At 62.2% G+C, this 24,691-nt stretch carries 23 protein-coding genes; 16 read left to right on the top strand and 7 right to left on the bottom strand.

Annotated features, from left to right (window positions below; translation table 11 throughout):
- The first annotated feature begins 124 nt into the window (after positions 1 to 124).
- Complete coding sequence (locus tag RN01_RS04125) at positions 125 to 1,063, top strand: 2-hydroxyacid dehydrogenase (protein WP_223277373.1); 939 nt, start codon at positions 125 to 127, stop codon at positions 1,061 to 1,063.
- 47 nt (positions 1,064 to 1,110) lie between these two features.
- Here RN01_RS04125 and RN01_RS04120 read toward each other — a convergent pair whose 3' ends face one another.
- The 3 genes from RN01_RS04120 to RN01_RS04110 form a co-directional block, all read right to left on the bottom strand.
- Positions 1,111 to 1,452, bottom strand: coding sequence for a c-type cytochrome (locus RN01_RS04120; RefSeq protein ID WP_231582253.1), 342 nt, complete (start codon positions 1,450 to 1,452; stop codon positions 1,111 to 1,113).
- 77 nt (positions 1,453 to 1,529) lie between these two features.
- Positions 1,530 to 3,356, bottom strand: a complete 1,827-nt coding sequence (locus RN01_RS04115; RefSeq protein ID WP_051385302.1) for a hypothetical protein — start codon at positions 3,354 to 3,356, stop codon at positions 1,530 to 1,532.
- A gap of 76 nt (positions 3,357 to 3,432) precedes the next feature.
- A complete protein-coding gene (locus RN01_RS04110; RefSeq protein ID WP_008646197.1) occupies positions 3,433 to 4,473 on the bottom strand; it encodes a porin in 1,041 nt (346 codons plus the stop codon).
- A gap of 352 nt (positions 4,474 to 4,825) precedes the next feature.
- On the opposite strand from RN01_RS04110, the gene RN01_RS04105 reads away from it, so the two are divergent.
- The 5 genes from RN01_RS04105 to RN01_RS04085 all read left to right on the top strand — a co-directional run bounded on the left by RN01_RS04105 (position 4,826) and on the right by RN01_RS04085 (position 10,500).
- Complete coding sequence (locus tag RN01_RS04105; protein WP_024570060.1) at positions 4,826 to 5,812, top strand: LysR family transcriptional regulator; 987 nt, start codon at positions 4,826 to 4,828, stop codon at positions 5,810 to 5,812.
- A gap of 168 nt (positions 5,813 to 5,980) precedes the next feature.
- A complete protein-coding gene (locus tag RN01_RS04100) occupies positions 5,981 to 6,505 on the top strand; it encodes a 3-hydroxyanthranilate 3,4-dioxygenase (RefSeq protein WP_017513601.1) in 525 nt (174 codons plus the stop codon).
- A 70-nt stretch (positions 6,506 to 6,575) separates the two neighbouring features.
- Positions 6,576 to 7,805: a kynureninase gene (gene kynU / locus RN01_RS04095; RefSeq protein WP_017513602.1), complete on the top strand. Its 1,230-nt coding sequence runs from the start codon at positions 6,576 to 6,578 to the stop codon at positions 7,803 to 7,805.
- 34 nt (positions 7,806 to 7,839) lie between these two features.
- Positions 7,840 to 9,267 carry an amino acid permease gene (locus tag RN01_RS04090; protein WP_017513603.1) on the top strand — a complete coding sequence of 476 codons (1,428 nt, stop codon included), beginning with the start codon at positions 7,840 to 7,842 and terminating at the stop codon, positions 9,265 to 9,267.
- 117 nt (positions 9,268 to 9,384) lie between these two features.
- A complete protein-coding gene (locus RN01_RS04085) occupies positions 9,385 to 10,500 on the top strand; it encodes a porin (protein WP_017513604.1) in 1,116 nt (371 codons plus the stop codon).
- Positions 10,501 to 10,532: 32 nt separating this feature from the next.
- Here the strand turns inward: RN01_RS04085 and RN01_RS04080 are convergent, their stop codons facing one another.
- The gene (locus RN01_RS04080) at positions 10,533 to 10,919 is read right to left on the bottom strand and encodes a VOC family protein (protein WP_017513605.1); all 387 of its coding nucleotides are present in this window, start codon (positions 10,917 to 10,919) and stop codon (positions 10,533 to 10,535) included.
- A gap of 315 nt (positions 10,920 to 11,234) precedes the next feature.
- Positions 11,235 to 12,203: a LysR family transcriptional regulator gene (locus RN01_RS04070; RefSeq protein WP_024570062.1), complete on the bottom strand. Its 969-nt coding sequence runs from the start codon at positions 12,201 to 12,203 to the stop codon at positions 11,235 to 11,237.
- Between the two features lie 115 nt (positions 12,204 to 12,318).
- Here RN01_RS04070 and RN01_RS04065 point away from each other — a divergent pair, with 115 nt between their 5' ends.
- The 7 genes from RN01_RS04065 (at position 12,319) to RN01_RS04040 (ending at position 19,499) form a co-directional block, all read left to right on the top strand.
- Positions 12,319 to 12,846 carry a thiamine pyrophosphate-binding protein gene (locus RN01_RS04065; protein WP_024570063.1) on the top strand — a complete coding sequence of 176 codons (528 nt, stop codon included), beginning with the start codon at positions 12,319 to 12,321 and terminating at the stop codon, positions 12,844 to 12,846.
- Positions 12,837 to 13,454 (top strand): thiamine pyrophosphate-dependent enzyme, encoded by a 618-nt coding sequence (locus RN01_RS04060; protein ID WP_029700270.1) that lies wholly within the window; start codon positions 12,837 to 12,839, stop codon positions 13,452 to 13,454. The genes RN01_RS04065 and RN01_RS04060 overlap by 10 nt, the downstream gene beginning before the upstream one ends.
- The gene (locus RN01_RS04055; RefSeq protein WP_024570064.1) at positions 13,451 to 15,076 is read left to right on the top strand and encodes a GMC family oxidoreductase; all 1,626 of its coding nucleotides are present in this window, start codon (positions 13,451 to 13,453) and stop codon (positions 15,074 to 15,076) included. The genes RN01_RS04060 and RN01_RS04055 overlap by 4 nt, the downstream gene beginning before the upstream one ends.
- A 24-nt stretch (positions 15,077 to 15,100) precedes the next feature.
- Complete coding sequence (locus RN01_RS04050) at positions 15,101 to 16,078, top strand: tripartite tricarboxylate transporter substrate binding protein (protein WP_017513468.1); 978 nt, start codon at positions 15,101 to 15,103, stop codon at positions 16,076 to 16,078.
- 223 nt (positions 16,079 to 16,301) lie between these two features.
- A complete protein-coding gene (locus tag RN01_RS04045) occupies positions 16,302 to 16,661 on the top strand; it encodes a YidH family protein (protein ID WP_017513469.1) in 360 nt (119 codons plus the stop codon).
- Positions 16,658 to 16,966, top strand: a complete 309-nt coding sequence (locus tag RN01_RS32785; protein ID WP_080672814.1) for a DUF202 domain-containing protein — start codon at positions 16,658 to 16,660, stop codon at positions 16,964 to 16,966. The genes RN01_RS04045 and RN01_RS32785 overlap by 4 nt, the downstream gene beginning before the upstream one ends.
- 592 nt (positions 16,967 to 17,558) lie before the next feature.
- Positions 17,559 to 19,499: a kelch repeat-containing protein gene (locus RN01_RS04040; protein ID WP_029700271.1), complete on the top strand. Its 1,941-nt coding sequence runs from the start codon at positions 17,559 to 17,561 to the stop codon at positions 19,497 to 19,499.
- Positions 19,500 to 19,509: 10 nt separating this feature from the next.
- On the opposite strand, the gene RN01_RS04035 is transcribed toward RN01_RS04040, so the two are convergent.
- Together RN01_RS04035 and RN01_RS04030 are read right to left on the bottom strand one after the other, a co-directional pair.
- The gene (locus RN01_RS04035; protein ID WP_011519592.1) at positions 19,510 to 20,199 is read right to left on the bottom strand and encodes a potassium channel family protein; all 690 of its coding nucleotides are present in this window, start codon (positions 20,197 to 20,199) and stop codon (positions 19,510 to 19,512) included.
- A gap of 19 nt (positions 20,200 to 20,218) precedes the next feature.
- Complete coding sequence (locus RN01_RS04030; protein WP_011519591.1) at positions 20,219 to 20,896, bottom strand: carbonic anhydrase; 678 nt, start codon at positions 20,894 to 20,896, stop codon at positions 20,219 to 20,221.
- Positions 20,897 to 21,481: 585 nt separating this feature from the next.
- Here RN01_RS04030 and RN01_RS32440 point away from each other — a divergent pair.
- The 3 genes from RN01_RS32440 to RN01_RS04015 all read left to right on the top strand — a co-directional run bounded on the left by RN01_RS32440 (position 21,482) and on the right by RN01_RS04015 (position 24,427).
- Positions 21,482 to 22,114 (top strand): TMEM175 family protein, encoded by a 633-nt coding sequence (locus tag RN01_RS32440; protein ID WP_017513474.1) that lies wholly within the window; start codon positions 21,482 to 21,484, stop codon positions 22,112 to 22,114.
- Between the two features lie 35 nt (positions 22,115 to 22,149).
- Positions 22,150 to 22,578 carry a PaaI family thioesterase gene (locus RN01_RS04020; RefSeq protein ID WP_029700273.1) on the top strand — a complete coding sequence of 143 codons (429 nt, stop codon included), beginning with the start codon at positions 22,150 to 22,152 and terminating at the stop codon, positions 22,576 to 22,578.
- A 1,330-nt stretch (positions 22,579 to 23,908) separates the two neighbouring features.
- Positions 23,909 to 24,427 (top strand): hypothetical protein, encoded by a 519-nt coding sequence (locus RN01_RS04015; RefSeq protein WP_017515613.1) that lies wholly within the window; start codon positions 23,909 to 23,911, stop codon positions 24,425 to 24,427.
- Positions 24,428 to 24,691 lie beyond the last annotated feature (264 nt).

The following is a 24,691-nucleotide window of genomic DNA, read 5'->3' as shown; positions in this document are numbered from 1 at the left end:
AATACTTTATTTTCTACGTGTATACATGTCAAGGCGTAAGTGATACTTTTCATCGTGTACCGTGTATCGACGCAGAACCCATCAACAACGAGCCAAAGGGAGCGAGGCAATGTCGCTGGCGTGCATGAAAGACGAAGGGGAGGTGGTCGTGCTGACGCGGCTGCCACTGGATCAGGACTGGCTGCGGGCGCATGCGCCGCGTTACCGGTTCGTGCCGTGGACAGCGGTGGACGAGGCGCAGCGTGTGCAGGCGCGCGCAGTGCTGACCAATGGCTCTACGGGACTGACCGGGGCCGAGATGGCCGCATTGCCGGCGCTGGAACTGGTCGCGAGCTTTGGGGCCGGCTACGAGAACATCGAACGGGATGCGGCGCGGATGCGTGGCGTGCGCGTGTGCCATGCGCCGGATACCAATAGCCAGGTCGTGGCGGACCACGCGCTGGCGATGATGCTGGCGTGGTCGCGCGGCATTGCGATGCTCGATCGCGGCCTGAAGGCGGGGCAATGGGATGCGCTGCGCGCGCCGCGGCCGGGCGTGCGCGGCAAGACCCTGGGCATCGTCGGGCTTGGCAATATCGGCCAGCGTCTGGCCGCGCTGGCAGAGGCCGTGGGCATGCGCGTGGCCTACCTGCGCCGCAGTGGCGCTCTGCAGCCGAACCGCACGCCGTATGGCGACGTGCGTTCGCTGGCGGCCGCAAGCGATGTGTTGGCATTGACCTGTCCCGGCGGTCCGGCCACTCGGCATCTGGTCGACGCGGAGGTACTGCGCGCGCTGGGTCCCGACGGCCTGCTTGTCAACGTGGCGCGTGGCAGCGTGGTGGATACCGAGGCGCTGGTACAGGCACTGCGACGCGGCGAACTGGGTGGTGCCGCGCTCGACGTGCTGGAAACCGAGCCCCTGGTGCCCGAGGCGTTTCGCGAGATGGATCAGGTCATCCTGACGCCGCACATGGCGGGCCGTTCGCCCGAAACGCGCGTGGCCCAGCACGAGGCGCTGCTGCGCAATCTGGACGGATGGTTCCGTCACGCTGCGCCGGCCCATCCGGTCGATCTGGCAGGCTGAGCGCGACGCCGCCGGCGCGCATGTGGCAGCCGGCGCGTCGGCTGCCACTAGTTGCGCTGGCCCGGTGCCGCAAGCTGCAGGATCCAGTGCGCGAAGCGCGTGGCTTCGGCGGGCGTGATGGGATTGGGCGGCATCTGCGCCGTGCCCCATTTCCCGCTGCTACCCTGGAGCATGCTCTGCTTCAGCTTGTCGACGGCGTCGGCATCGTCGTGATAACGCGAGGCAATCGCACGGAATGGCGGCCCAACCTTGACCGTATCGAGCGCGTGACACGCGCGGCAGGTTTCCTCACTGGAAGAAGGGGCGGCGTGCGCGGCCGGATTCAACAGGCCGAGCACGGCCGCCCAAGTGGAGTACACCGCAAAAACAAACGCTTTCTTCGACTTCATCTTCGACTTCATCAATTCATCGTGTCGCCTGAAAGACCGGCCCGCCGGCCCACGCAAGGCGTGGCGGGCCGACATGCTTAGCGTCGCGGCCAGGGCTTTGCCGGCGCGCCGAGCACGGGTTCGCCGAGCAACGGCGTCGACAGTGCGTAGGCGCCGTCTTCGGTAAAGGCCCAGATGATGTTGCGGTCGTACTCCGTGTAGATCGCGAACACGCCCTTGCCCAGCGTGTAAGACGGCAGCTGCGTCTCGTCGGCCAGCGGCGGAATGAAGTAGCCGGCGATGGTGGGCTGCGCCGGGTTCTTCACGTCATAGATCTGCACGCCGGCGTTATAGAACGAGTACGGCACGATGCCCTGGCGCCAGCCGCCGGGCTGACCGATGGCGTTGGCGCGCTTGGGCCCGAAGTTGCCGCCGCGCTGGCAGAAGCTGGTGAAGGGCGCGCCGGCCGGGACCTCGGGCCGCGGCAGCTTGGCCGCCACCTTGAGGCGCGCGGGATCGCGCGCGTCGACGACGAAGATGTCCTTGTACGGCTCGTAGCAATCCCGGTTCATCGGATAGCCGTTTGTGAACACGTAGCCCGTGCGCTCGTACTGGCTTACGTCGGCATTGTCGAACTCGGTGCCGGCGTAGCTCGGCGGCGTGTTGACGTTGCCGAGCATCTTGGGATGGGCGGGGTTGGACAGGTCGAACGCATAGAACCCAAGACCACCCATCGCGCCGAAGCCGATCTTGCCGCCTGCTTCGAGCGACTTGGGCAGGAAGATGGGATTGCGTGCCCCCATCCACGAGGTGCGGTTACCCGCGCGCGGGTTCATGAGGTAGGTCTGTTCATGCTCCGCATTGCCGAGGATCTGCCCCGGTACCGCCACCTGCGACACGAAGGTCGGATTGGCCGGGTCCGACATGTCCCAGACCTGGTATCCGGGCGAGTACAGATAGTTGGGGTATTCGGTCAGGGCGTAGCTGTCGTCGGGCGCCGATGCGACGATCATGTACTTGCCGCCGTAGTACTCGGGCGCATCCAGCGAGCCGGAACCCTGTTGCTGGCCCACTGGCGCATCTGGATGCTGCGTGTCCGTGGTGCGGGTTGCCAGCAGTCTCCACTGGCTGGGCAGCGGGCCGTCCATGACGAACACCTTGAAGCCCTTGAGCGAGTTGTAGTGGCGCTGAGCCGCGACCTTGTCGGGCTGCTCCATCTTCTCCTGCATCAGGCCGTAGCGGCCGATTTCATACGAGGCCACCATGACCGGCTTGCCCAGCTTCTTGCTCCAGGCGATGGTCGCGCCACCGAGGTAGTCCTGCACGGTGTTCGGATCATACTTTTCGCTCGATCCCTTGGGACCCCAGACACCGCCTTGCGAGTAGACCACCTTGCCGTGAGCGGGGTCGGTCACGTCCATGATGCGCAGGTAGTCGCGATCATGGATGTACAGGTATCGCTTGCCCTCGAAGTCGATAATGTTGTTCCAGGCATGGAACGGCGAGCCGACACCCGGGTAGAAGGCGAGAACCTTGACGTTCTTCGAGTAGGTGTTCTTGTCCCACGTGGTCATCTCGCCAGGGAAGCGTTGGCCGTTGTGGACTTCCTGCGTGGCCTTGGGCCAGATGAACTCGCCGGTGGCCGGGTCCATGCCGTAGTCGACGCCGGCCTTTAGCGCGGTGGGCCGACGGTCGGGGGTCAGGCGCAGCCAGCCTGCCAGGTACGGGTCCTTGACGTTGGGCGTGCCCGGCGTGACCTGGCCTGCGTTCGGCGTGACGGCAGGGGTGGCGGCTGCGGGAGGCGCGGATTCGGCGCCGGCGGCCCGTGCGGCCAGCGGCAGCAGGGCGGTGGACATCAGGGCGATTGCCAGGGCGCAGCCCCTGGTCAGGGCCGTGTGGCGATGCCGGCGTTGGGGATGATGCATGACTGACTCCTTGTTGATCAGGCGATGTGGTTCCAGCCGGTGCCACATCTGCAGCGCCGGCAGCAAGCGGGTGTGTTCAGAAGGCGTGGCGGATGCCAAGCTGCATCCCCGATGGGTTCTGTCCGGGACTCGGGTTGGACTGGAAGGTCACCGGGTACGCGATCGGCACCGTGTTCTGGTTGTGCACGTGTGCGTAGGTGGCATAGAGATCGGTACGCTTGGACAGGCCGTAGATGTAGCCGATCACGAAACCGGTCGCGCTGGTGATGCTCTTGTTGTTGTCGTCGTGACGATAGACCACGCTGCCATACAAGCGGCTGCGGCCGTCGATGTTCCAGCGCGCGCCGATCTGGGCATCCCAGCCGCTCGAATTGAACGCCACATAGGGGGGATACGCGTAGTAACCCTTATAGGTATGGAAGATGGCGGTTGGCTCGAAGCCCCCAATGCGGTAGACCGCGGAGAAGTAGTTGTCGCGTGACGACGGGATCTGCGACGCCTGGTGGATGTCGCGTGTGTACTGCTGCTCGCTGACCGCGCCCAGGAACAGCGGGCCGTTACGGTAGTCCACGCCGATACTGAGGAAGCGCCCCGCACGCGTCGTGTCTTCGAGTCCGAACGCATACATCACGCGGCCGGTGAATCCGTAGAAGGTCGGCGTCTTGTACTGGATGGCGTTGTCCACGCGATAGGACGCGTAGAAGAACTCCATGTTGTTCACCATACTGTACGCGGCGGCCCAGCTCGGGTCCGCGTAACCCGCAATCCAGTACGAAGGCGTGAACTGGCGGCCCATCGTCACCTCGCCCAGGTCCGCACTCTTGAGTCCGACGAAGGACTGACGGAACTGCGCCGACTGCACGCCCGTGTCGGCGGAGAACATCGGCTCGATCGTGAACACGGCCTTGTAGCCGCCGCCGAGATCCTCGACGCCGCTCAGGTTGAAGCGCGAGTTGTTCAGCCCGCCGCTGGTCATGCGCGTGACGCTGGCCGGGCCCGATTGAATCAGGTGCTCGATGTTCAGGTCGACGTAGCCCGATAGCCATACCGCGCTCTGGGCGTAGGCACCAGCGCATGCGAACAGCATCGCGCCCGGTACAAGCAGCTTCCTTTTCATTGTGTCTCCGAATCTTTTCGTTTCTTGTGTCGCGGGCAACGTCCATCCGCACGGCGGCGCGGCCAGCGTGGGTCGCTGGTCATCGCCGCAGGCACCTCCCCCTGCCGTCGTGCGGAAGACGTCGCCCGGCGGCGTCTTCCTCTCTCCCGCGTATTTCCTCAGCGTGTATACTCGGGCGTTACAAATTATACGTAGACGATTATGTGTATTCCGATGATTATTTTCTTATACACAGAGGGGGTTTGGTAATAGCGGGTTGACCCGAATGTGTGTGCGCTATACAGCATGTATGGCGTGGGAAATCACCGGCTGCCCGTGCAGGACTTCCAAACTTTGTGATTCCGAGGCTCAAATGTCCGTCAATCCACTCAGCGAGATCTCGCTGATTCGCAGGTTGAAGCTGAACCAACTAATGATCTTCGAGCGGGTGCTGCAGACGCGCTCGGTGATGCGCGCCGCCAATGACATGCGTCTGACGCAGCCAGCCGTGACCAAGGTGATCCACGAACTGGAGTCTTGCTTCGATGGCGCGCTATTCCTGCGTTCCAATCGCGGCGTGATGCCGACGGAGCTTGGGCTGCTGCTCGGCCAGCGCGTCAAGTCGTTGATGGCCGAACTGCGCTACATGACCGACGAGCTGAATGATTTCCGCTTGGGGACCAGCGGACACGTCATCGTCGGCACGCTGATCTCGGCATCGGCACGACTGTTGCCGCTGGCCATCTCCATGCTCAAGTCGCGCACACCGAACGTACTGGTGACCGTGCGCGAAGGCACCACCGCCCACTTGTTTCCGGCGCTGGCCACGGGAGACCTCGACATCGTCGTCGGCCGCCTTCCCGAGCGCGAACTGCCGATTGCCACGGCATTCCCGTTGGCGCATGAGGTGTTGTTCGAGGAGTCGCTCTGCGCGGTGGTCGGCAAGGGCTACGGCGACGCACCGGATCGCGTGGGGCACCTGTCCGAGCTGGCCGATTCGGCGTGGATACTCCCGACGTCCGACTCTCCGGCACGCCTGGCAGCGGAGCAGCTATTCCGCACTGCCGGCCTGCCGCTGCCAGGGGACGTTGTCGAGTCGCTGTCGCTGCTGACCAACCTTGGGCTGCTGATGGAGACCCCACGCATCGCACTGATGCCAAGCGTGGCGGCGAACCAGTTCGCGCGCGCGGGCCTGCTGCGCGTCCTCGACCTGCCGGAGACCTGCGCCTTCGGCACGGTTGGATTCTCGGTGCGTTCGAACAAGGAACAGAGCGCGGCGGGCCGTGCATTCATCGCTTGCCTGCGAGAGGCCGCGCAGGCAAGCGTGCCCGACGTGCCCGACGTGCCGCTGCCTTGCTGAGTGACACATTCCGAAAGGGGGGCTTCGGGACGCGCTGGTATTCCTGTTCGGGATAGCCAGCGCCGGATGTTTGATTATCGAGGCCGGCGTGGCTCCCCTAGACTCCGGTCGAGCCATTCAAGAGGCCGGTGACGCCTTGCGACGCGACACCGACGGAGAGAGACACCTATGCTGACCTACGGAGCGCCCTTCAATTTCCCGCGCTGGATCGACGAGCATGCACACCTGTTGAAGCCGCCCGTCGGCAACCGGCAGGTGTGGCAGGACAGCGATTTCATCGTGACGGTGGTGGGCGGGCCCAACCACCGCACGGATTATCACGACGATCCGCTCGAGGAATTTTTCTACCAGCTGCGCGGCAATGCCTACCTGAATCTCTGGGTCGACGGCAGGCGCGAGCGGGTGGACCTGAAAGAGGGCGACATCTTCCTGCTGCCCCCGCACGTTCGCCATTCCCCGCAGCGTCCCGAGGCCGGCAGCGCCTGCCTGGTGATCGAGCGGCAGCGGCCCGCCGGCATGCTGGACGGATTCGAGTGGTATTGCGACGCATGCGGTCACCTGGTGCATCGCGTCGAGGTGCAGCTCAAGAGCATCGTCACCGACCTCCCGCCTCTTTTCGAGAGCTTCTACGCCTCGGAAGACAAGCGCCGCTGCCCGCACTGCGGACAAGTCCATCCCGGACGCGCGGCCTGACACGCTGGGTTGATGTCCCGACGGGACACCAGCATTTCCACGCTTTTTTCTAGCAGCATTCCCGCAACCCATGATGATTCGCGAAGACTGTGCCGCACTGGACGCGGCAGACAAACTGGCTGGCTGCCGCGCACGATTTGCGCTGCCGGCCGGCACCATCTACCTCGATGGCAATTCCCTGGGCGCGATGCCCGCCAATGTGCCAGCCCGCATGAAGGTGGCCATCGAACAGGAATGGGCGGAAGGCCTGATCCGTTCGTGGAACGATGCCGACTGGTATCCCGCGCCGCAGCGCACCGGCGATCGCATTGCCCGGCTGATTGGCGCCGGGCAGGGTGAGGTGATCGTGGCCGATTCGACCTCGGTCAACCTGTTCAAGGTACTGGTGGCGGCCACTCGTATGCGGCCCGGCCGCGGCGTGATTCTCGCCGAGCGTACCAATTTCCCGACCGACGTCTACATTGCGGAGAGCGTTGCGGAGATGACGGGCTGCGAGCTGCGTTGCGTCGATCCGGAAGAGGTGATGTCCGCAATCGACGAGAACGTGGCTATCGTCTCGCTGACCCACGTGAACTACAAGACGGGCAAGCGTTACGACATGGAGGCAATGACCCGCCGTGCGCACGAGGCGGGCGCGCTGGTGGTCTGGGACCTCTGCCACACGGCGGGCGCGATGCCGGTCTACCTGAATCGCTGCGAGGTCGATTTTGCGGTCGGGTGCGGGTACAAGTACCTGAACGGCGGCCCCGGTGCGCCTGCGTTCGTGTTCGTCGCCTCGCGCCACCTGGAGCATGTCCGTCAGCCGCTTTCCGGCTGGCATGGCCACGCTCAGCCATTTGCGTTCACGCACGAGTACGCACCGCATGCCGGTATCGACCGGATGCTGACGGGTACCGCGCCGCAACTCGGCCTGATTTCGCTGGAGAGCGCGCTGGAAGCGTTCGACGGTGTCGACATGGAAGCATTGCGCGAGAAGAGCGTGTCGCTGGGCGACCTGTTTATTGCACTGGCCGAGCAGGAACTGGCGGGACTGGGTTTCACGCTGGCCACGCCGCGTGATGCAGAGCAACGCGGCAGCCAGGTATCGCTGCGGCATGCGGAGGGCTACGCGATCATGCAGGCGCTGATCGCGCGCAACATCATCGGCGACTTCCGCGCCCCTGACATCCTGCGCTTCGGTTTTGCCGCGCTCTACGTTCGCCACGTAGATATCTGGGACACCATCGCAGCACTGAAGGACATCGTCACAAGCGAGGCGTGGAACACGGAAGCGTTCCGCACGCGCAAGTCAGTGACCTGAGTGCAACGGCCAGAACAATAAGAGGAGACAAGCGATGAGGCAGCAACAGGGATTCGACGCAATCGTCGAGCGGGAGCAGGGGCTGCATCGGGGGCTGTCCACGGGACAGCTCTCCATGATCGCCATCGGTGGCGCGATTGGTACGGGCCTGTTCCTGGGGAGCGGGTTTGCCATCGGCTTCGCCGGCCCGAGCGTGCTGGTGAGCTACGCCATCGGGGCGTTGATCGCCTTGCTGCTGATGGGCTGCCTGGCCGAGATGACGGTGGCGCATCCGACTTCCGGCTCGTTCGGCGCCAATGCGGAGCATTACATCGGGCCGCTGGCCGGATTCCTGGTGCGCTATGCCTACTGGTCGTCGATCGTATTCGCGGTCGGCACGGAAGTCACGGCCATCGCGGTCTACATGAAGTACTGGTTCCCGGCGGTGCCCGGGTGGTACTGGATCGTCGGTTTCTCCGCTGCGCTGACCGGCATCAACGCCACCAGCGTCAAGGTGTTCGGCGCAGTCGAGTATGTGTTCTCGATGCTGAAGATTGCCGCCATCGTCGGCTTTATCCTGCTCGGCGCCTATGTGGTGACACGCGCGCCGGACGGGTCCGGCATCGGGCTGGCCAACTACACCGCGCATGGTGGCTTCTTCCCGAAGGGGATGTGGGGTATGTGGGTGGCGGTGATCGTGTCCATTTTCAGCTACTTGAGCATCGAGATGATTGCCGTGGCGGCCGGCGAGGCACGCGACCCGGAGACCGCCATCACGCGCGCATTTCGCGCGACCATGGTGCGTCTGGTGTTCTTCTACCTGCTGACGCTCGCGCTGATGCTGATGATCGTGCCGTGGACGGCGGCCGGCGCCGGTGAAAGTCCGTTCGTCAGGGTGATGGCGGCCACGCGCGTGCCGGGTGCCGCAGCGGTGTTCAACTTCGTGATTCTGGTGGCGGCGTTGTCTGCCATGAACAGCCAGCTCTATATCACCACACGGATGATGTTCAGCCTGTCCCGCGCGGGCTACGCGCCAAAGGCGCTGGGTCAGGTCAACGGTCGCGGCGTGCCCATGACGGCGTTGTTGTTGTCCACCGTTGGCATCGCCTTCGCGGTGGTGCTCAACGTGGTGTATCCGGATGCCTCGTTCATGCTGATGATGGCGATCTCGATGTTCGGTGCGATGTTCACCTGGCTGATGATCTTCATCACGCATCTGTTCTTTCGGCGGCAACACCGGGGGCGGCCGCTCGCCTTCAGGATGTGGGGCTTTCCGGTGACAACGCTGCTCGGCGCGGGGCTGATGTTCGCCACGCTGGTGACAACGTGGTTCACGCCGGAGTTCAGGATGACCCTGGTGGCGGGCGTGCCTTTCATGCTGGCGCTGTCGGCGGCCTACTGGCTCTGGTACCGGAAGCGCGGCGGTGCGGCACAAGGGGACGGGGAAGACGCCGGGCACGCGGAGGTGCGCAACAGCTGGTAACAGTCGAATCTACAGGCGGTCTCCATGCAATGAATACCGTTTCTTATTGGTGTATACACGAACTTCAAATATGAGTTCGTTTGTAAGAAACTGTACTCATAACGACATGGAGACAAAATGGAACCGTTGTACCGGGGGCGGCTCGCACCGCTCGTTGCCTCTTTTCCCGTGCTGCTCTGTGCAGCCACCCCAGCCGCCGCCCAGAGCGACGGCGTGCAGATCTACGGTTTCATCAAGGAGAACGTCGAGTCGATCCAGATCTCCGGGAACGGGCGCAGCCAGTCCCTGGCACGCCTGTCCAACGATCTGTCGGTGCTCGGCTTTCGTGGCGGGGAGTCGCTGGGAGGCGGCAACCGTGCCTTCTTCCAGATCGAGACGAACCTGCGCATGGACGGCACCGGCACCGCGCAGATCGGTGACCGCAATACTGCCGTTGGTCTGAGCGGCCCCTGGGGGCAGTTCTGGATGGGGCAGTGGGAGATGCCCCTGCGCTACGTGTCGGTGTACAAGGTGGACCCGTTCACGGCAGGGATCTTCGCGTCCAACTCGATCATGGGGAATGGCTTCGTGACCGCCGCGAATGGCGTCTCGCCGCAGTCGTTCGACCGTCGCCAGCCCAACCTTGTCCAGTACGCCACGCCGGACTGGGGCGGTGTGTCGGCGCGCGTGGCGGTATCGATGCCGGAAAACCGCACTGCCACCACGAATCCGATTGCCTGGTCTGGGCTGGTCAGCTATGAATCCGGCCAATGGTATGCGGCGTGGGGCCACGAGTACCACGGCGATTATTTCTATAGCGGCTCGCACGACTACGCCGATCGGGTCGGACTGGTGTACGCCATCGGCGGCGTCAGATTGCGCGCCGCCTATGAGCGGCTCAGCTACGAGCCTGCGCCGGGGCAGTCGGTGCGGCGCGATGCGTGGCAGGCTGCGGCTACCTACAATCGCGGGCCACATACGTTCCGTGCGTCGTACACGCAGGGGGGCAATGCCCACGGCAACACCGTCCAGGCCGTGGGCGGTATCGGCCTGCCGGGCACTGATTCCGGCGCGTGGCAGGTGTCGCTGGGCTATGGCTATACGCTGTCAAAGCGCACCGAACTCTGGGCGGCCTATACGCGTCTGGTTAACCACGCCACCGCCAGCTACAACCTGTCGGCCAATTCCGTGCCCGGCCTGAAGGCAGGCGATGCGGTCAGCGGCTTCGGTCTGGGCATCACCCACAACTTCTGATCCCCATCGTTGCCGCCTTCAACCGAGCGTTGTCAGGCGGCCTGGTGGCAGACTGCTTCGATGTTGTGGCCGTCTGGATCGAGAACGAAGGCGCCGTAGTAGTCCGGATGATAGTGCGGTCGCAACCCGGGGCCACCGTTGTCGCGGCCGCCGGCCGCCATGGCGGCCTTGTAGAACGCATCGACTTCCGCCCGGCTGTCTACGCGGAAAGCGACGTGCAGCGGTGGCTTGTTGGGGGCGCCCGAAATAATCCAGAACTCCGGCTTTCCCGGCGGCCCGAATCCGGCCACGTCAGTGTGTCCAGTCACGCTGGCCGGAATTTCCATGATCTTGACGATGCCAATCGCGCCAAGCGCAGCAGCGTAGAAGCCCAGACTCCGGGAGAAATCGCTAACGTTGACGCCGGTATGGTCGATCATCAGTTCTCACCTCTCACAATCAACAGGTAGGTAGTCCGCATGGGTGCATCCACCGCACGACTCGCGAGACGATACCTGAACAGATAGTGTGGCTCAAGCGGCGGTGTTCCTTGCCCGGAGCCAGTTATTGGGAGTGCAGGGGAATAGCTTGGTATAGCTCGATCGCAGCTCCGCGCGCGCGTCTTTTGCATTGGCCGTTGCCACGTCGGACAGCGCGTTCGGTACTGGAAGCTGTTCGGCGCTGGTAGCGACGGCTCCTGTTCTCGTGCAGGTATGCTCAGCAGGCGGCCGCGCTCGCGGCAAGCTCGACGACGCTTACCCTGAGATAGTCGGCTTCGTGGAATTGCCGCCGACTGCATCAACGAGGCAACTCTTCAGAGCAACCACAAGCTCGCGCATACCCGTTGCGGTTCGGGTGATCATCGTCAAGGGGGGCATCGCGGCGATGCGTTGCACATCCAGGATGACCAGGCTCTTGTTGATTCTGACCTCCTCTTGTGCCTGCTGCATGCGCATCGGCCCGATACAACGCGGGTCCAGGCGAATGAGCGTTAGCACCGTGAGGGGAGAGAGGCATTCGATGCACGGCTGTGGCGGCGTGATGCCTTCCGTCAGGCTGGCGGCGATGACGGCGCGGCGCAGCAGGGAGCCTCGGGGTGGCAGGATCCATTGCTGTTCGGCAAGTTGATTCCAGCTGATCTTCCTTCGCTTGGCCAGTGGATGGGTACGCGACGCGACCACGCACATGTGATCTTCGGCCAGCACGTCGACACGCAGGCGGTCCAGCCGCTCATTGTTTAGTTCATCGGGCGCGAGCGCCCCGACGATGCAATCGATTTCGCCCTGCAGCAGGTCGGCGATGAGCTGACTCACATGCGCTTCACGGATCTGAACGAAGACATTCGGCATGCGTCGTCGTAACTCGACGATGCCCTGCGGCAATGAGGTAGAGCCCGAGAAGGTGCCGATGCGCAGCATCCCGCTGGCGCCCGCGCGCATCACGGTGGCCTCCTGCTGGGCTGCTGCGAGTTCTGCCACCAGCATCCCGGAGCGACGCATCAACGCGAGCCCGATGTGGTTGGCGGAAATCCCACGCGCGGTGCGATCGAACAGGGGGCCACCGAAGATTTCCTCGATCTCCTGGATCATGCGCGACACCGCCGGCTGGGTGAGGTGCATGCGCTTGGCAGCCGCGTGCACAGTCGCCACTTCCCCGAGGTGGCCCAGCAGCTCGAAATGCCGCAGGCGCAATTTGCGCAACAGGTGATGGTTAAGGTCGTCCACGGTGGTAATGCCTGATCAGGGCGATACGTTTTTGGCATCAATGTATCAGATTATCTGAATAGTCGATTATTGGCTTGCTTCTTAAACTACCTGCACCTTTTCCAGAAGCGAACCCATGACCTCCCTTCCTTCATCGGTTGCCGCAAGTGCCATCGTCGACTGCCTTGACGCAAGCGGCTTGCATCACATCGTCACCGTGCCTGACTTCGTTCAGCTCTCGGTTCACGCCCTGCTCGATCGCCGCGCGCAATTCAAAGTCATCCATTGCTCGGACGAGAACCAGGCCATCCATGTGGCCGGGGGCTTGCAGATTGGTGGTAAGCGGACAGCCGTACTTATCCAGAATCAGGGCCTGCTCAATTGCATCAACAGCTTGCGCGCCGTTGGCCTGGATGCTGGCCTGCCGATGCTGCTGGTGGTTGGCCAGTTCGGGCGCGAGTTCGACAATGTCGGACAGGACCCTGCCCAATCGCGCCGGCGTGTGGTGAACCTCGTGGAACCGATGCTGGACGTGATGGGTATCCCGCATTGGCGCCTGGATGGGCCGCAGGACGTTGGTTGTATCGAGGAAGCGGCGAGAGCCAGCGTTGCACGCCACATGCCTGCCGCTGTGCTGATTGGTCACTACACCGGATGGAACTGAGCATGACTCTGAATACACAAGAAGCTTGCGAGATCATTCGCGACGCGCGCGCCGAGGCAATCGTGGTCAGCACGATGTCCGCCATGAACTGCATGGATCAGATCGATCCGGACTATGCGCTCGGCCTTTCCTCCGTGCCGCTGATGGGCGGCGCGGCCGGTTTGGCGCTGGGATTGGCGCTCTCGGTCCCGCAGCGCAAGGTTATCGTGCTGGACGGCGATGCGAGTCTGTTGATGGAGCTTGGCGTGCTGGCGACAGTCGCGGGCGCGCGCCCGGCGAACCTCTACCACTTCGTGTTTGCCAATGGGGTGCAGTTCAACGGCGGCGCCAACCTGGCGGTGGCGGGTTCTGCGCCGATCGACTTCTGCGCGATGGCCAAGGCCGCTGGCTATGCCAGTGCAACGCGCTTTGACCAGGCGGCGCACCTTCGGGAGGGCATTGCTTCCTGCCTGGCCCAGCCTGCTCCAGCACTGATTGAACTGACCATTGCACCGACAGCGCCGCGCTTCGGCCCGACGTTTCTGCAGCCGGAGCAGCCAGACGCTCGCTTCGAGCGCATGGGCAGGGAGGCGCAGCGATTGATGCGCAACCTGGGAACCCTCGCATGAAGGCGACGCAGACAACGGCAGACTACGTCGTGGTCGGCGCCGGTTCCGCCGGCTGCGCTCTGGCCGCTGGCTTGGCACGCTCTGGCAAGCACAGCGTGACGCTACTCGAGGCGGGCAATGACTCGCGCCAGGTGTGGGTTCGAGTGCCTGCGGGGGTGGCCTACCTGATTCGCGATGAGCGGGTCGTGCGGCGCTTTTTCACGGAACCCGAAAAGCAGTTGAACGACCGGAAAATCTACTGGCCACGTGGGCGGGTGCTTGGTGGTTCCTCGGCGGTCAACGGCATGATCTGGGTGCACGGCGATAGCCAGGAGTACGACCGCTGGCGCGACGAGCATGGCCTCGCAGACTGGGGCAGCGACAAATTCAAGCCCTATCTGAAACGTGCGGAGTGCTACCGGGCGGGTGACCCGGCGATGCGCGGACACGCCGGCCCGGTGCGGGTGAGCGAGTATGGGCCGCATCTGCCGCTAATGGAGGGCTTTGTGCAGGCTTGCGTGCAGGCCGGCATACCTGCCAACCCGGACTACAACGGCATCAACTACGAAGGGGTTGGCTACCTCCAGCTCAACACCCGGCGCGGCCTGCGTGTCAGTGCACGCGATGCCTACCTGAAGTCTCTGCCCGCCAACAGCAAGCTGAGCGTGCAGACGGGCGCCATGGCACAGCGCGTTCTGTTCGACGGCTCGCGGGCATGCGGTGTCGAGTACCGAGTCGGCGGCGAACTGCGCCAAGTGCTTGCCGCGAAGGAAGTCATCCTCTCAGCCGGTGCGCTGCAGTCCCCGCAACTGCTGGAGCTCTCAGGCATTGGCGATGCGGCGCGCCTGCGCGCCCTGGGTATCGACGTGCGGCATCATGCGCCGGAGGTGGGCGAATGTCTGCGCGACCATCTGCATGTGCGCCTGACCTTCGAATCTCGCAATGCGGTGACGCTCAACCAGATCATGCCGAGCCTGTGGCGCAAGGCACTGATGGCGGCGCGCCTGGCCGTGCATGGCAACGGTCTCATGAGCAGCGGTAGCGCGGTCGCGCATGCCTTGGTGCGCACCGCGCCGCACTTGAGTCAGGCGGACGCGAAGCTCCAGCTGCATTACCTATCGAGCGCCGACGCGCGCACGGCCGGCAAGTTGGTCCTGGATGAGTTCTCCGGCTTCTCCATCGGGACCTTTGCGCTCACGCCAAAGTCGCAGGGCACGGTGCATATCGTTTCGCCTGACCCTGCTCAGGCACCCGCGATGAACGCCAACTACCTGCAGCACCCCGACGATGTCGCTTCGATGCTCGGGGCACTGCGGTTGGCGCGCAGAGTTGCCCAGCAGCCGGCCCTCGCGCGCTTCGTGGTGCGGGAAACCCGACCCGGTCCCGCGGGCAACTCCGATGAGGAACTGCTCGACTACGCGCGCGCGGTCGGCCAGACCTCCTATCACCCCATCGGCTCCTGCCGCATGGGTACCGATGCGAGATCCGTGGTGGACGAGCGCCTGCGCGTGCGTGGCGTGGCGTGCCTGCGTGTCGCAGACGCATCCGTCATGCCGACGATGCCTTCTGCCAACACCAACGCGCCGTCGATTGCGATTGGCGAGAAGGCGGTCGATCTGATACTTGAAGACGCCAACCGCTGACCTCCCTCCTTACAGGTTAACGTCATGAAGAAACACTTTGCTCGTTTGATCTCCCTTGCGGCGCTTTGCTGCATCTCCCTGAGTGCCACGGCGCAGGCGGAAACCGGATTTCCGGTGCGGCCAATCAGGCTAGTGGTACCTGCCAGCGCGGGCGGCGAGCCCGACATCCTCGCGCGCCTCGTGGCCCGGCAAATGAGTGTGGACCTGCGACAGCCGATCGTCGTCGAGAACAAGGTTGGCGCCAGCGGATTGATCGGTGTGGCCTCGGTCGCAAACGCGAAACCTGACGGATACACCATCGGCATCGTTTACCAGGCGGCACTCGCGCTGTCGCCTCACCTTGTCGCCAAGAGACTCTTTGACCCGCTTACCGACATCGCCCCGATCGGCCTGATTTCCGTTTCAGGAAACGCGTTGATGGTGGCGAAGAACTCGCCGATCACCTCCTATGCTGATCTGATGGCGCGGGCAAAGTCTAGCCCGGGAAAACTCAGTTTTGGCTCATGGGGAGAGGGTAGCGCGGGTCACATCAGCGGCGAGGTCATGAACAAGGCCGCTGGCGTTAACATCCTGCACATTCCTTACAAGGGATCCAGCGAATCCGTAATGGCCATGCTGGGCGGCGAAATCGATGCGGTCTTCGGTGGATGGGGCCTGGCGTCGACGCAAGTGAAGGCCGGGAAGGTGCGCGTTCTTGCCGTCACCTCGCCGCAGCGCTCTCCGATGTTCCCCTCGGCTCCCACGTTCAGGGAGCTCGGCATTCAGTTCGGCCTGAACTCCTGGTACGGCCTGGTGGCACCTGCGGGAGTTGCGCCGGACGTCATGAGGCGGTTGGAGGAATCCCTGCGTAAGGCTGTCAACGGGCCAGACATTGCAGAGCGACTTCAGAGCATGGGCATGCTGCCGCGGACCTCGACGTCAGTCGAGTTGCGCGACCGCATTCGCAGCGACTACGACACCTGGGGAAAGAAGATTGCCGAGACTGGCATTCAGATTCACTGAGGCAAGCGCCTATCCTGCGATCTGATTCATTGCGTCATTGAATTTTCAGTAACGACGATCATCCCTCCTGGCTTGCCTCTCATCCGGTCGGTATTTGGAATACCCTCGTCAAATCGACGATTCCATGTTGGTTTTCATGTACCACTGGATGGCTCCAGGAGCAGGGGGTACCAAATCTGTATGCGCCTGGCGCCCAGTCATTGTCCCAAGGAACAGTACGAGTATGAAGCGACCGCAGTGGCAGATGCTTGGTCAGGAGCCGGACTATCGATTCACGCTTGCGAACGAGCGCACCTTTCTGGCTTGGATTCGGACTGCACTTGCCGTCTTGGCTGGCGGCATTGTTCTCGACCAATTCGCTAGCCATGTGGAATCGAAAGCCGTACTTTCTTGTGTAGCACTAGCGTTGTCGTTGCTGGCAGCGGTGATGGCAGGCTGCGCTTATTCTCGTTGGAAGGGGAATGAGATCGCGATGCGTCATTCCGGGCCCCTTCCTGCCTCTATCGGCATCCCGCTGCTCAGTGCTGTGATCAGCTGCGTAGCATTGGTCCTTACTGTCGGACTGGTGGTCAAGCTTCAGTGAGTCGCGATCCTGGCGCCCAGCCGGAGCGCACCGCGCTCGCATGGAGACGTACAGCACTTTCCACACTGGTCAACGGTGCTCTACTAGTGCGCGCCGCCGCGGAGGCACATTCCGCCGGCTTGTGGGTGGCCGCCTTGCTGGTTGTCGTTGGCGCTTTGGCCATGTTTGCTGTGGGGTGGTATCGCCATCGCTCGCTCACGCTCGAGACGGCTCCGCCCTCAGCCCATGCGGCATTGATATTCATCTGTCTCTGCACCGTCTTACTCGCTTGCATTGCATCAGTCGTTATTCGCGTAGGAAAGTAAGACTGGCATTGCTTCGCGAGCGAGTAAGTACTGGGGAGGCAGATGTCGTCAGGCGCCCACAGGCGGTGGCGGACCCCGCTCCGCCACGGCTTAGATCTTCGTAGCGATGGCGTTCTGACCGGTGTCGTCGGATATCAGCAAATGCGTTTAGGTAATGCGGGCCATCCCGCCACGAGCGATGGCACTTATGCGGCCAGAATTCCTCATCGAGCCGGATACGGAACTTCTGATGGGCAGGATGCTTTACGTGCTGTTAACGTCGGCTTAAGACAGCGCTCCAGTCAACAAGGGCGGGATTTGGAAGCGGCAATAAATGGTCGATCTGAAGCGCGTCGACTCGCATTGGCAGTGTGCCGCTTCCTTGCTCCCAGTCACAGCGAGGCAGGCCGCAACTATTACCCACCTGCTGTGAGAATTCGAACCAGTCAGTTTGGTGCCGTGCCGCGCAACCCATTGATTCGTCTGGGATTGGCACCCTATTAAGTTTGAGGCGGGACATGAAATCTCAAAGTTAATGGACCTTTCGTCCATCATTGCGCCGCCGAACTGTGATCTAAGCTAGTTGGATCAAATGATCCTGCCGGAGTTTGAGATGCCGAATCTGCGCTGGCTGGCGACTCTGCTCGTGTCTCTGCCAATCGTCTTGACGGGGTGTGGTAATGGCGGCAGCGATAGTGGGGGCAGTACGATCAACGTTCTGACATCACCAGCCGGCCTGGTCGAGCGGGACGAATCGCCGATCTACGCAGTCGGCGTTCCAGTGGTCCCAGACACGGTGAGTCATAGCGGGGGCGCCATTTCCCAATGCACGGTATCGCCGCCGCTGCCTCCGGGCCTGACCCTCGATCCGCAGAGTTGTACGATCAGCGGCACGCCTACGGGCGACAGCCATGCCACGGTCTACACGATCACAGCGAGTAACGCTGCGGGCAGTTCGACAACCCGGGTCGAAATCGAAGTCAAGGACGTTCCCATCGCGCCAGACGGCCTGGACTACCTGGACCGGTCAGTCATCTACCCGACCAATGCGTCGATCACGCCCAACACGCCGATCAGCACGGGCGGCGAGATCACACAGTACAGCGTTTCGCCGGCTTTGCCGGCGGGCCTTGCCATGGACCCTCAGACCGGCATCATCACTGGCATCCCCACTGCAGTGACCGCATCAGCGGTCTATACGGTGACGGGCGCCAACAGTGTGGACAGCGTCCAGGCCCTGCTGACGATCGAAGTGGCTGCGGCGGTCGTGCCGCCGGCTGGCCTCGTCTATGTGGATGCGCTACCCGAATACATCGTGGGCGTGCCGATCACGTACAACGAGCCCGCCTACTCTGGCGGCGAAGTTACCCAGTTTTCGGTATCCCCTGCGTTGCCGGCAGGATTGAGCCTCGACACGCAGAGCGGGGTCGTCAGCGGCACGCCCACTGCCGAACTGGCCCAGACGACGTTCTTCGTTACCGCCAGCAATAGCGCTGGCAGCGTCACCGCGCAGATCTCCCTTACGGTGGCAGCAGCCCAGGTCGGCGGGTGGCAACCCGCCGATGCCATGAATCTAGGGCGCTTCCGGCATACGGCCACGCTGTTGCCCGACGGTCGAGTCCTGGTGGCGGCAGGGAACAGGAAGCAGGCGACCTCCGCTGCCGAGTTGTTTGATCCGTCCACGAACGGCTGGACGCGAACGGGCAGCCTGGCGCGGAGCCGGCAAGCGCACTCCGCTACGCTTCTGCCCGACGGGCGAGTCCTGGTGGCAGGGGGATTCGGTACCGGTGGAGGGAACGCGCTGTCCTCGGCGGAACTGTTTGACCCGGCCGCAGGTAGCTGGTCGCAGACCGGAAGCCTGGGCCAGCAGCGTGACAGTCACACTGCCACGCTGTTGCTCGATGGCCGCGTGCTGGTGGCAGGCGGCGAGGGGCAGGGAGGCAGTACGGGAGCACTGGCCTCGGCCGAACTCTACGATCCAGCCACGGGTAGTTGGTCGCCCACCGGCAATCTCGGCCAGGCACGCAAACAACATACCGCCACGTTGCTGCCCGATGGCAGGGTCCTGGTAGCCGGCGGAGAAGACGCCGGCGGTGGCGCGCTGGCCTCGGCCGAGCTATACGACCCCGCCACGGGCACGTGGTCGCCGACCGGCAGCATGAGCCAGGCCCGTAACGTCTACGCTGCCGCGCAACTCACCGATGGCAGGGTGCTCGCAGTCGGGGGATTCGATGGCACAAATGCGCTCGCAACCGCTGAACTCTACGATCCTGCGGCGGGTACGTGGTCAACGACCGGCAGCTTGCAACAGGCACGTGACTTCCATACCGCCACGCTCATGGCAAGCGGACGAGTACTGGTGGCTGGCGGAACAGACGGCCGTGACTTGTTCGTGACCGAGTTGTACAACCCCACAACCGGAAGCTGGTCCCAGGTCGGCAGCCTTGAGCAAATGCGCGAGCAACACACGGCAACATTGCTGGCGGACGGCAGGGTTCTCGTCACAGGTGGCATTGGACGCGGAATACTGTCCTACACCGAGTTGTTCCACTAGCTTGAGGGCACTAGGATTTGTCGTCCGTGTAACTCTCTCGCGGAGGATAGACACCAGCAAGGCGGGCGATCAGGATCGCGACGAACAAGCTGCCGGTGATCTGTTCCACCATGCACATGCCGCGTGCGGGGCGCGTGAGTGGCGTGATGTCGCCGAAGCCCGTGCTCGTCAGGACGGTTATGCTGAAGTAAAGCGCGTCGGCGTAGACGAGCCTCCCCGGCTGCCCGACGACCATGTACGACTGCGGATAGAAGAATCCGATACTCGCATAGACGTACGCCCAGAGGACGCCGATCAACAGATAGGCGGCAGCGGCGCCAAACAGCTTGTCCGGCGTCATGATCCTGGGCTGGAAGACATAGCGGAGAAGGTACGCGACGGTGATGAAGTAAAGCGCAACGCTGAACAGCCAGGATATGGCGAGGCTGCTGTCGTCATCGTGCCAAAGGCCGAGGTACTGGAACCACATGGCCGGAACGGCAAGTAACAGCACGATCACGAACGACAGGGTTGTGCGGCCGACGGCTGCCACGGTCGCCAGCAGCAGAAACATATTGACGATGTTCAGGACGAGACGGCCACTGTCGGTCGGTGGGACAAACGACACCGCGCCGATGAGCGTGAGCAACACTACAAAGAGCCAGAAACAGCGCTGGTAGAAAATGCGAGAGAGCGCGTCGCGCGTGGTACGGATGGCCATCTTGATATCGTCCCGGCCTTCACCGCGCGCGCGAGGCAAGGCGCGAAGCAAGCCGCTCGGCCAGCGCGCGGTCAATGACCTCGAACGAACGGCTCGCCCGCTCATAGGCGTACATGTCGCCGGTCGCTATGTCGAACCACCAGCCGCTTAGTACCAGCGCCCCGGCCATAACTTGCCGGCGTACGATCGGGTAAGTCATCAGATGCTCGATCTGCACGAGGACATTGAGTTGTGACAGCTGGTCGTGCGGCTTCAGGCTTTCATCGAGCGCACCCTCGTGTTCGAGGCGGAACGCCGCGTTGCTGGCGTGGTAAAGCCATTTGTCAAGATTTGGTGCTTTCAGCTTCGGGTTGCGTGAGTAGACAGCTTTCATAGCGCCGCATTCGGAATGCCCACACACGACAATATTCGCGACCTTTAGCACCAACACCGCGTACTCGATTGCGCTTGCCTCGGAGAGATCGCCGGTCGAGACCCCTTCCGCGGTTGCAGGGGGTATCAGATTGCCAACGTTGCGCATCGTAAAAAGATCGCCGGGATGCGTCGATGCGAGCAGGTCCGGAACAACCCGACTATCCGAACACGTGATGAAGAGCGCATCAGGCGTTTGCGCGAGCGCGAGCTTGCTGAACTGTTCTGCGTACCGCGGTAGCATCTTCTCGCGAAATTCCACAATGCCCATTATGAGTTTGCGCATGGTGTGCTTCCGACATTGTTGAGCCTGACAATTCTTCCGCTCCTCGCGAGACCCGGGTACGTGTGAGCCTCGGTCATGGCGCAGGCCGCTATGCGGCAGTCATCAAGGTTTCCTGGAGTGGTACCGGAACATGCTCACTACGGTCCTGCGGCGGCGAGATGTAGCCAACTATGCATCGAAAGGGCGATCAATCGGGCTGAGGTACGTTTCATCATCGGGAATCGCGATGGACCAGGTTGTCGCCACGCTGTTTCTCGATCTATTCACACACGCCGGACGTCATGAGGTCGGTGCGGAAGCAAACACAGCCTGGGACGGGATATCGTCGTACCGTCGAGGAAGGGCCTGTCCATGATCGTCGATTGTCGGTTCACCTCTCAATCTATTCAGTCGTTGTCGATTGCGGGCTGAATCAAAGCATATTGCTTACTGCCGAGTGCGCAAGAATGTGCGGTCGCCCACGAAAAGGCGTGGTTGAATGCCAAAATGCTTGTCTGCGCCGTAACTGGCCGCAACTGACCGCCATTGGCCGCCGTGCACTTAGATTCCTTTGCGCGTCCGGCTTCTCAGTTCAAGGGGGCATCCATGTCACTGCCGGTAGAGTCGCCAGTTCTTAGCAAGCACCGCCTCGAGGCACTTGCCGACGGCATCTTCGCGTTCGCGCTAACACTTCTCGTGCTGGACCTGCGCCTGCCTGCGCTACCTCCCGGCGTGGACGACGCGGCGTTGCGCCAGGCGCTGGCCGGACTCTTGCCCAAGGCGACGATCTGGCTGTTGAGCTTTGCTGTGATCGCTGCCTCTTGGGTCGTTCAGCAGCGCACCTTTGCTTTGCTCTCAAAGATCGATCCGGACCTCCTTCGTATCGAACTGATCTTGCTCGCGCTTGTTAGTCTCTTCCCGTTCTCTCAATCAGTGCAAGGAGCGTATGGGGATCTCGCGACTGCATCCCAGCTATACAGTGGGCATCTACTGTGCATCGCCCTGTGTACGTGGCGCAGGATTGCACATGTGCTGAAGCATCACGAGTTACTGCTCGATGCCGCGACCACTGCCACAGCCACGGCCAAGCGATTGCGTTATCGCAGCAGGATGTTCACCGCTTGCGCGATTGCTGCGCTGGCGCTCGCGAAGTTCTGGCCAGGATGGAACATGCTCGCGATGATTCCCATGCTGCTATTGCGGTGGCCCCGGAGGCGCAGTGGCCGGGAAGACCAGTAGAATGCGAAACTGCCCTGTAACCATCGAGGTAACTCATGGACATTAATCCCCCAGTTACGCTGGAAGAATGGAATGCGGCCGGTGCTGACTATTTGCCTGGCCTTCTTGGCATGTGCTTTGTCAAAGTGGAGCCGGATGAAGTAGTGGCGACGCTTGAGGTGCGTCGTGCCTTGGGCGCTTGGAATGGCTACTTGCATGCGGGAACGGTAGTCTCGCTCGCGGACACATGCTGCGGCTATGGGACCGTGCGAAGCCTACCAGCCGGGGCCAGCGGGTTCACCACAGTAGAACTCAAGAGCAACATGCTCGGAACGGCCCGCGATGGCATTGTGATTTGCACCGCGCGCCCCATTCACAAAGGGCGCACGACTCAGGTCTGGGATGCTGAGGTCCGTCGCGGTGGCGACAACGCCCTGATCGCTAGTTTTCGCAACACGCAATTGATTCTCTGGCCCAGAGGATAATCGCTGCGGCTCGTCGTTCCTGGCCGCTGGATGGTCTGCATGGCCATGCAGCATTCAGCGGCACTCATACGTTGAGTGCGCGCTTGGCATGCTTTTGGCCCTTCCCTTGAGTCTGCTTTCGCGGGCGTTCTTCTCTGAAGGCTGCCAGTCGCTAACTGGACTTCGTGAGTCAGCAGCGGGTGCGGCGCTACAGCATGACGGTTGCGCTGCACCGCGAGATTGCCCGGACCTGCGCGGCTCTCTGGCTGTTGTCAGCTCACACTGCGATTGACAATGAGGGCGAGCGGGATCCGATCCTAATCACTTCGCCGGATTTGCCAGAGACCGCGCACTGTCTGCTCTGACGGCCTCCGGTTCTACCTGCATCAGGTCCTGTACCGCACTCCGAATAGCACTCAGCAAACATGCTTCCTTGCGCGTGTACTGAACATGCCGGCGTGGGCAACTGAACAAAGCGTTGTGAGTGCAATCGTCGTAATAATCCTTCCAAGTGACATCAATTGGTCCTACGATGCCCGACATGACATGCAACTGCCCGAGGCTCAAGCAGGTGGACCGTGGAGGCGGAAGATATCCGCGACCTTGAGCACAATGCGCTCGGCGTCAGGCCCCGTAGTCGGGGCGCAGACTCTCGAATCCGTATGTCTACGATCATGCGCTGGCGTAGTGGGCTGATGGTAGGCGTCGCAACTGACATGGTTCAGTCCGTTGATCGCGTAGGCTAGGGGTCCTTGGTGGACCACCCTCTGGAAGCTGGATCGCTCAACGGGCCGTATGATCAGATAGGGATGGATCGTCCTCGGCGGGTGGTTTGAGCTTGATCGAAAGTACACGACGCAACGCTTGCCGAGCCATTTTGTAAGGGCGATAGGAGGGGATTAAACGTCCCCCTATACTCTTAGCTAGAGCGTTCCCGATGATCATCGGTTTCGGAGCGCCTTCGCTCGTTTCCGGGCTTCCCCCTCGACGACGTCTGAGGACTGGTGACTCCTAAAGTCACTCACGGGGATTTCCTGGAAACTCCATGCAAGATGCCACGCGGCGACGTTTGCTCGCCAACACCCTCAATATCCAGGAAAGTCCGACGTGCGCCAGGATCGATGCAATCGATGCCCGGCGATTGCGATCCTTCTCGACCGAAGCTTGCCCATCACGCGCCCTATGCGTGACCACCTGGTCGGCAAGGAGACCTGGATTCATACGCGTAGTGGCAACTCAATGGCATGGGGCAGCCACGCTATTGTTCGACTGGGATCGCGCTGAGGCGAAATTTCTCCACAGTCGTCCGTCGGATCGCCGGCAGAAGAATAATGCTGAGTGAGGTAACACAATGCGTACGTTGCTGTATTTCATTCTGAAAGACGTCGTTACCGCACGATTGGCACAAGCGCGACTCGGCGACCTTGCCAATACATCAGCACTGATTGTGGGGCCTTGGTTTTCCCAGCGTGACAATCAGCCAGTGGACGGGTTGCCAAGCATCGACGTTGGTCAGACCACGTATCGCGAAGAACTGGCGATCAGCGGAATCTTCGTCGGCGCGATCATCGCCGCGCTGGCTGTTTTGAGATACGGAGTCTCAGTCGGTACAAGTGCCACTGCCATTGCCTATGTTGGTGCTATGACGCTAGGTGCCATGAGCGGCTGGTGGGTCGGGGGATTGGTCGGCACCAGGATTAGCCGTCTCGGACTGCGGCGGCAGAAAGCGCAAATGACACCAGACCAGTTGCTGATGATCTCCAGTTGCGACTCGAACTCCAAGGAATCCACGAAGCAGTTGATTCACGAACTGGGTGGTGTAGCGATTGACGAGCACAACGACCTGATGCCGAGAATCAGGTGGGCATGATTGCCTGGCCTCCAACCATCTGCGATGTCACCTTCGATTTCGGGCTTGACCTTGCGAAGAATGTCAAAACGACTTGGAGATGAGCATGCAACGCACGACAGAGTACAGAGGTTTCGCAATACGCATTGATTTGTTAAACACGTCCGAGGGGATGTTTGATGCTTGGTTGTAAGCGGTCTTTTAAGGGCGCCCCTTGCGGCCGCCGGCGGTATCCGCTAGACGGTTGAGGGCTTGAGCCTCCAGGGCAGCAGAGCCTCGTAGTCG

This window comes from Cupriavidus sp. SHE, assembly GCF_000812445.1.
Classification (GTDB): domain Bacteria; phylum Pseudomonadota; class Gammaproteobacteria; order Burkholderiales; family Burkholderiaceae; genus Cupriavidus; species Cupriavidus metallidurans.
This window is presented reverse-complemented; position numbering and strand designations above follow the sequence as displayed.

What these genes read in the sequence shown, in the direction of transcription:
- RN01_RS04090 (WP_017513603.1), top strand. Translation starts at nt 7,840, where the DNA reads ATGAGGCAGCAACAGGGATTCGACGCAATCGTCGAGCGGGAGCAGGGG.
- RN01_RS04040 (WP_029700271.1), top strand. Translation starts at nt 17,559, where the DNA reads ATGCCGAATCTGCGCTGGCTGGCGACTCTGCTCGTGTCTCTGCCAATC.
- RN01_RS04105 (WP_024570060.1), top strand. Translation starts at nt 4,826, where the DNA reads ATGTCCGTCAATCCACTCAGCGAGATCTCGCTGATTCGCAGGTTGAAG.
- RN01_RS04045 (WP_017513469.1), top strand. Translation starts at nt 16,302, where the DNA reads ATGAAGCGACCGCAGTGGCAGATGCTTGGTCAGGAGCCGGACTATCGA.
- RN01_RS04060 (WP_029700270.1), top strand. Translation starts at nt 12,837, where the DNA reads ATGGAACTGAGCATGACTCTGAATACACAAGAAGCTTGCGAGATCATT.
- RN01_RS04055 (WP_024570064.1), top strand. Translation starts at nt 13,451, where the DNA reads ATGAAGGCGACGCAGACAACGGCAGACTACGTCGTGGTCGGCGCCGGT.
- RN01_RS04115 (WP_051385302.1), bottom strand. Translation starts at nt 3,356, where the DNA reads ATGCATCATCCCCAACGCCGGCATCGCCACACGGCCCTGACCAGGGGC.
- RN01_RS04120 (WP_231582253.1), bottom strand. Translation starts at nt 1,452, where the DNA reads ATGAAGTCGAAGAAAGCGTTTGTTTTTGCGGTGTACTCCACTTGGGCG.
- kynU (WP_017513602.1), top strand. Translation starts at nt 6,576, where the DNA reads ATGATGATTCGCGAAGACTGTGCCGCACTGGACGCGGCAGACAAACTG.
- RN01_RS04100 (WP_017513601.1), top strand. Translation starts at nt 5,981, where the DNA reads ATGCTGACCTACGGAGCGCCCTTCAATTTCCCGCGCTGGATCGACGAG.
- RN01_RS04020 (WP_029700273.1), top strand. Translation starts at nt 22,150, where the DNA reads ATGGACATTAATCCCCCAGTTACGCTGGAAGAATGGAATGCGGCCGGT.
- RN01_RS04085 (WP_017513604.1), top strand. Translation starts at nt 9,385, where the DNA reads ATGGAACCGTTGTACCGGGGGCGGCTCGCACCGCTCGTTGCCTCTTTT.
- RN01_RS04065 (WP_024570063.1), top strand. Translation starts at nt 12,319, where the DNA reads ATGACCTCCCTTCCTTCATCGGTTGCCGCAAGTGCCATCGTCGACTGC.
- RN01_RS04080 (WP_017513605.1), bottom strand. Translation starts at nt 10,919, where the DNA reads ATGATCGACCATACCGGCGTCAACGTTAGCGATTTCTCCCGGAGTCTG.
- RN01_RS04125 (WP_223277373.1), top strand. Translation starts at nt 125, where the DNA reads ATGAAAGACGAAGGGGAGGTGGTCGTGCTGACGCGGCTGCCACTGGAT.
- RN01_RS04050 (WP_017513468.1), top strand. Translation starts at nt 15,101, where the DNA reads ATGAAGAAACACTTTGCTCGTTTGATCTCCCTTGCGGCGCTTTGCTGC.
- RN01_RS04110 (WP_008646197.1), bottom strand. Translation starts at nt 4,473, where the DNA reads ATGAAAAGGAAGCTGCTTGTACCGGGCGCGATGCTGTTCGCATGCGCT.
- RN01_RS04030 (WP_011519591.1), bottom strand. Translation starts at nt 20,896, where the DNA reads ATGCGCAAACTCATAATGGGCATTGTGGAATTTCGCGAGAAGATGCTA.
- RN01_RS04015 (WP_017515613.1), top strand. Translation starts at nt 23,909, where the DNA reads ATGCGTACGTTGCTGTATTTCATTCTGAAAGACGTCGTTACCGCACGA.
- RN01_RS04035 (WP_011519592.1), bottom strand. Translation starts at nt 20,199, where the DNA reads ATGGCCATCCGTACCACGCGCGACGCGCTCTCTCGCATTTTCTACCAG.
- RN01_RS32440 (WP_017513474.1), top strand. Translation starts at nt 21,482, where the DNA reads ATGTCACTGCCGGTAGAGTCGCCAGTTCTTAGCAAGCACCGCCTCGAG.